Origin of the sequence: Bacillus cereus group sp. BfR-BA-01524 (assembly GCF_022662595.1) — a bacterium.
Lineage (GTDB): Bacteria > Bacillota > Bacilli > Bacillales > Bacillaceae_G > Bacillus_A > Bacillus_A thuringiensis_S.
Genome location: NZ_JAKUDW010000173.1, coordinates 1 through 5117 on the forward strand (window position 1 = coordinate 1; position 5117 = coordinate 5117).

A 5117-nucleotide genomic window follows, 5' to 3' on the forward strand; every position below is an offset into this window, starting at 1 on the left:
CAAAAAACAACATACAGTCTGCTAAACGTGAATTAACGGTAGTAGCGACAGCGTATACTGCTGATCCAAGTGAAAATGGTACATATGGTGGACGCGTTTTAACTGCGATGGGGCATGATTTAACGGCAAATCCGAATATGAGAATTATCGCAGTCGACCCGAAAGTAATCCCATTAGGATCTAAAGTATGGGTAGAAGGTTATGGAGAAGCTATCGCTGGTGATACTGGAAGCGCAATTAAAGGTAATCGTATTGATGTATTAATGGGGTCAAAAAGTAAAGCTATGAATTGGGGAAGAAAAACTGTTAAAGTAAAAATTTTATAGTAACTATAATGATCCAAATAGAAGTCAGTTCTCTTTATTGAGGCTGGCTTTTATTTTTTTAGTGGAAGTATAATAGGATTTTTAAATGACTTACTAATAAACCTGTAATAAAACATAAAAATTGTCTCATGTTTAGAAAAACTATTAAGAATGAGGTAAGGAAGTAGAACAGAAGTTTATTGAGAAGTAGAGAAGAATAGTATGTTGAAAACGAAGGGTTAACGTATAATGAAATATATAAATCGGATCAAATCGTTTACTAAACACGTTCACTCATAATAGTGTAATTAAGTTCAAAGGATAGGTGTATTTCATGAAAGAAGTAAGAGAATATATTGAAACAAAGAAACAAGGTGTATTGGAGTTGCAAATAAAAGAAACGGAAGAAAAGTTAGGTGTTGCTTTCCCAAATCAATATAGGGATCTTATTAAATTAGTTAATAATGCTGAAATAGGGGTATGGATGCTATATCCGATTAAAGATAATAGAAATGTAACGAAAACTTGGGATGATATAGTTAGACAAAACATTGACATGAGAGATGAGTCTATGCCAGAAAATCTTATCATAATTGGTGACGATGGTTCAGGGGATAAATTGTGCTTTAAAATAAATAATGGAAAAATGGATGATAAAATATATATTTGGTATCACGCGGATGACGAAATGGAAGAAATATCTCCGAGTTTAAAAGAATTTATTATGGAAACTATTCAGGAAGACGATGTTTTTTAGTCTTAATTATTATCATTTTGTGAATCATTCTTATAAAAGGCGAGGATAGAATATGACAATAGAATTATATGGCGCACATTGTAATGAGCGGAAAGGGTATAGAGTAATTGAAGGAAGAGGTTCATATAATCATTACTTTGGCGGTCAAGATTGTAATTTGCCAGTATGTAAGTTATGCGGTGAGAAGATGCATCAAATTCTCTGTTTTGATTTAAAAGATGGGAGACTTGCTGAACTTAAAAGTAATGAACTAAATATTTTACCATTCGTTTCATGCTTGAACTGCGCGATGGTGTGGGAACCGCAATATTTTCAGTTAAGTGATGGAGGTAAAACAGTTCAAATCTTACAGCAGCAAAATACAGAAGAATGGATAATGGAAGAGGAAGATAAGTTACCAGTTTCATTACCAAAAACAACGGTAAAGCCTATAAATATGAAAAATGAAGATATACCTACAGATGAAGATAGTTACTGGGAAGCTTTTGACTTGTTCGGTTCTGAATATGTATGTAGATTATTAGGGGCACCATTATATGCGGATCTTCCAGAGGATTTGGCGTGTCCAACTTGTTCTAAAGAGATGAAGTATGTTGCTACAATTACACAAGATATCGAGGAACGCGGACTTATTTCAGTAGTTGATTTCCAGTTTGGGGAAATGAATATTTATTTTTATTTATGTCAAGATTGTTCAATTATAAAAACGGAAACACAAAGTACATAACAAGACTAACATATTATGTTAGTCTTGTTTTTGTATCGCAACATCATTAAGAATCACATCAAATATATCTTTTTGCGTAAAGTTATCTGTAAAAATAGTTTCTCTGGCAACCTCAATTGTATCGTGCGGATTATACCATCTTTGTAGGAAATCTTCACCAAATTCATGTCGTTTGTCCCTTGTGTTATGTCGTCTAATAGTTTCCTCTAATGATAAATCAAAGTAATATGTAAATGCATTTTCATCAAAATAACGAATTAATTCTTTTAACATCTCACCATACCTACGACTGTTCAATATACCTTCTAAAATAACAAATTCACATTTTCTTTTTCCCTACTTCGTAATTTCAAATAGTAGATCATGAGATAAGTTCCCCATCGTGTCGTGTACTCTTAACATATCTCTACGCACGACGTCTTGAGAGACTAAAAGTGTACCTTGTCCGAAATGTTCTTGTAGTTGCTTTGCGATCGTTGTTTTACCACTTGCGGAGTTTCCTCTAAGAATGATTAAAGTGGATGTAAGTATAGATTTAGACATAATGTATTCCCCCAACGGTATTAACTATATAGAAAATTTTAATAAATAAAGTGAGGAAAGTGTATAATTAATATGATGGATATTTAAGGAGGGGATTAGATGGGGGACATATTAAAAAATGCACAACCTATATGGAAACGGACTTGGTTTCGTTATCTAGGGGCATTTTTTATTGTTCAGTTACTGTTTATCCCGCATTAACGGGCAGTAAGATCCCCACCTCAAAATTCAGCGAGAGCGAAGAAGTTAGGTGGGGAATCAACTGCCCGTAAAAGCCCGATTGTTTCAACTAATAATCAGTGGGGGATGAACAAAACCCCCACTGATTAAAGTTTCACTTTATTTTGTGTGAAATAACTGCGTGGGCACCAAACTTTAGACCAGGCGGAGAGTTTTTTAATAGAATATTAAATTCTCAATTTTTCACAGAATGGTTCACACTCTATACAATCCCGCAATTTAACGTATTTACAGCATTTTTTACGATAACATTACTACCATATGCATTAGTAGGTGCAATGAAAGATATAATATCAAGAAAAAATATAAAAGAATAATAGAGGTATAATATGCTATTTCAAAAAGAAGGGTTATTGATTAGATACGTAATGGAAGATGATGTATCTATCATTTCTAAATGGTTAACGGACCCAGAAGTCCTGCAGTATTACGAAGGACGAGATAATCCGCAATCTGTAGAAAAGGTGCTTGATCATTTTATACATAATCCAAACAATAATGAAAAAAGATGTTTAATAGAATTTGATACCGTTCCGATTGGTTACATACAAATGTACCCAGTTGATTCAGAGTGGAAAGCGATATATGGCTATAAAGAATCACAAAATGTATGGGGAATGGATCAATTTATCGGTGAACCAGCCTATTGGGGAAAAGGAATTGGACAAAAACTCGTTCAGGCAGCAATTACATACATTATGGGTGAAATGGGAGCAGAAGCAATCGCAATGGATCCGAAAGTAAATAATGAACGAGCGATAAAGTGTTATGAAAAATGCGGATTTAAAAAAGTAAAGATTTTAAAGGAACATGAGCTGCATGAGGGGAAACTAGAAGATTGTTGGATGATGGAATATAAACAATTATAATGAATATGAAATGGCTTATATAAACGAAGGGAGCTGTGGGAAATGAAAAAAGCATTAATCGTAATTGATGTACAAGCGGGTATGTATACAGCTGGAATGCCAGTACATAATGGGGAAAAATTTTTACAAACATTGCAAGAGCTTATTGGGGAATGTCGTTCAAATGATATTCCAGTTATTTATGTCCAACATAACGGTCCTAAAGACCATCCGTTAGAAAAAGGTACGGATGGATGGCGAATCCATGCAACAATCGCTCCGCAAGAAGGGGATGATATTGTTGAAAAGACGACGCCAGATTCATTCCATAAGACAAACTTAAGCGAAGTGTTACAAGAGAAAGGAATTGAACACGTTATTCTTTCGGGAATGCAAACAGAGTATTGTGTAGATACGACAACGCGCAGAGCATGTAGTGAAGGATATAAAGTAACGTTAGTTAGTGATGCGCATAGTACATTTGATGCAGAAGTGTTACGTGCTGAAGATATTGTGAAACATCATAACGCAGTATTGGGAGCGTTTGCGGATGTTGTTGCATTAAAAGACTTGAAAGTGGCTGCCTCTAAATAAGAGGCAGTTTTTTTATTAGAAAAATAGCGTCAAATATTGTTGGTAAGTCGATATTTTGAAATAATCGTTTATATAATTTCACGTACCATAATGAAAATATATAAAAAAGGAGCACCACATAATTAAAAAGGGTGCTCCTGCATTAAAATGTTACTTTTTCTTGTCTTTATCCAATATATTTTGTTCTTCAGCAAACTCCGTACCATATGCAAAGCGGCGATTAATACGAATGTTATCATTGTTGTGCCTTGTATGAGAGTTAGAGAAGCGATGAACGATTACTTCAGATAAAGTGAAGACGATGGCAGAAAGGATACTGCCCCATGCAATTTGCATATAGTTGTCTAATAAAATATTACCGAAAATCCATACGCTTAAATATGTTAATAAGAAATCCGACATAATGGCACCAGTATTGCCAATTCGATTTAAAATAATTTTATCAACGAACATGTAGGATACGATTGTAACAAAGAGACTGAATGAAATAATTTGAACAAACGTTGCAGGGAAAAATAAAGCAAGCCCAATGCTAAATGCGATAATGCACGATATAAACTTGATAAGCACTACTGTGAAATCATTCAAAATTTACACCTCCGATTTATACATAGTTTTGCAATAAATTCTGGAGTTCATACATTGTAACGGATTTATTTACATAAAACTTTTTCATGTTCGGAATTTAGTCTAAATATTATAAAAATAACGAAAAAATGTTATAGTAAAATGAGAGTGTATGACATTTTTAGGTAAGGGGGAATCCAGGATGTGGATTACTTCAGAAGTAGAAATTCCAGATGAGTTAATTGATCACATTGAGCAAGGAAAGTTAGTGTTATTTGTTGGAGCGGGAGTTTCTATGAAAGGGAAATCAAACTTACCGAATTTTGATGATTTAGTTGATGAAATTGCAAAAACGTTATATGTCGAAAAACGTGAAATAACAGAACCACATGATTATTATCTTGGTAAAATTGCGAAAACAAAAGATGTACATCAAGTCGCAAGAGATCTTGTTCATATAGAGAAATCAAAACCGAATCCATTACATTATGCAATTCCAAGGTTATTTCCGTTAGATACAGATATCCGCATTGTAA

Annotated in this window: 7 protein-coding genes and 3 pseudogenes; 8 read left to right on the forward strand and 2 right to left on the reverse strand. The window is 33.8% G+C overall.

Going from position 1 to position 5117, the window contains the following annotated elements:
• The 3 genes from MR170_RS29545 to MR170_RS29555 form a co-directional block, all read left to right on the forward strand.
• Positions 1–326: 3D domain-containing protein (locus MR170_RS29545; protein ID WP_242305039.1), on the forward strand; the 326-nt coding region annotated here is incomplete at its 5' end.
• Positions 327–639: 313 nt separating this feature from the next.
• Entirely contained in the window at positions 640–1062 is a 423-nt protein-coding gene (locus tag MR170_RS29550; protein ID WP_050844036.1) for an SMI1/KNR4 family protein, read from the forward strand.
• Between the two features lie 52 nt (positions 1063–1114).
• Complete coding sequence (locus tag MR170_RS29555; protein WP_242310458.1) at positions 1115–1789, forward strand: hypothetical protein; 675 nt, start codon at positions 1115–1117, stop codon at positions 1787–1789.
• Between the two features lie 18 nt (positions 1790–1807).
• Here MR170_RS29555 and MR170_RS29560 read toward each other — a convergent pair.
• Positions 1808–2332, reverse strand: a pseudogene (locus tag MR170_RS29560) (kinase).
• Positions 2333–2431: 99 nt separating this feature from the next.
• On the opposite strand from MR170_RS29560, the pseudogene MR170_RS29565 reads away from it, so the two are divergent.
• The 4 genes and pseudogenes from MR170_RS29565 to MR170_RS29580 all read left to right on the forward strand — a co-directional run.
• Positions 2432–2515 (forward strand): annotated as a pseudogene (locus MR170_RS29565) (YfzA family protein); the annotation flags it as partial.
• Between the two features lie 155 nt (positions 2516–2670).
• Positions 2671–2889, forward strand: a pseudogene (locus tag MR170_RS29570) (YfzA family protein); the annotation flags it as partial.
• 12 nt (positions 2890–2901) lie between these two features.
• A complete protein-coding gene (locus MR170_RS29575; RefSeq protein WP_000898782.1) occupies positions 2902–3441 on the forward strand; it encodes a GNAT family N-acetyltransferase in 540 nt (179 codons plus the stop codon).
• Positions 3442–3483: 42 nt separating this feature from the next.
• Entirely contained in the window at positions 3484–4014 is a 531-nt protein-coding gene (locus MR170_RS29580) for a cysteine hydrolase family protein (protein WP_016081173.1), read from the forward strand.
• A 150-nt stretch (positions 4015–4164) separates the two neighbouring features.
• Here the strand turns inward: MR170_RS29580 and MR170_RS29585 are convergent, their stop codons facing one another.
• A complete protein-coding gene (locus tag MR170_RS29585) occupies positions 4165–4602 on the reverse strand; it encodes a YndM family protein (RefSeq protein ID WP_000997702.1) in 438 nt (145 codons plus the stop codon).
• Positions 4603–4753: 151 nt separating this feature from the next.
• Between MR170_RS29585 and MR170_RS29590 the strand changes: the two genes are divergently transcribed.
• The coding region (locus MR170_RS29590) for an SIR2 family protein (RefSeq protein WP_481746793.1) at positions 4754–5117 on the forward strand (364 nt) is incomplete at its 3' end.

Excerpts from the sequence above, each read along its gene's own strand:
- MR170_RS29580 (WP_016081173.1), top strand. The coding sequence starts at position 3,484 with ATGAAAAAAGCATTAATCGTAATTGATGTACAAGCGGGTATGTATACA.
- MR170_RS29575 (WP_000898782.1), top strand. The coding sequence starts at position 2,902 with ATGCTATTTCAAAAAGAAGGGTTATTGATTAGATACGTAATGGAAGAT.
- MR170_RS29550 (WP_050844036.1), top strand. The coding sequence starts at position 640 with ATGAAAGAAGTAAGAGAATATATTGAAACAAAGAAACAAGGTGTATTG.
- MR170_RS29555 (WP_242310458.1), top strand. The coding sequence starts at position 1,115 with ATGACAATAGAATTATATGGCGCACATTGTAATGAGCGGAAAGGGTAT.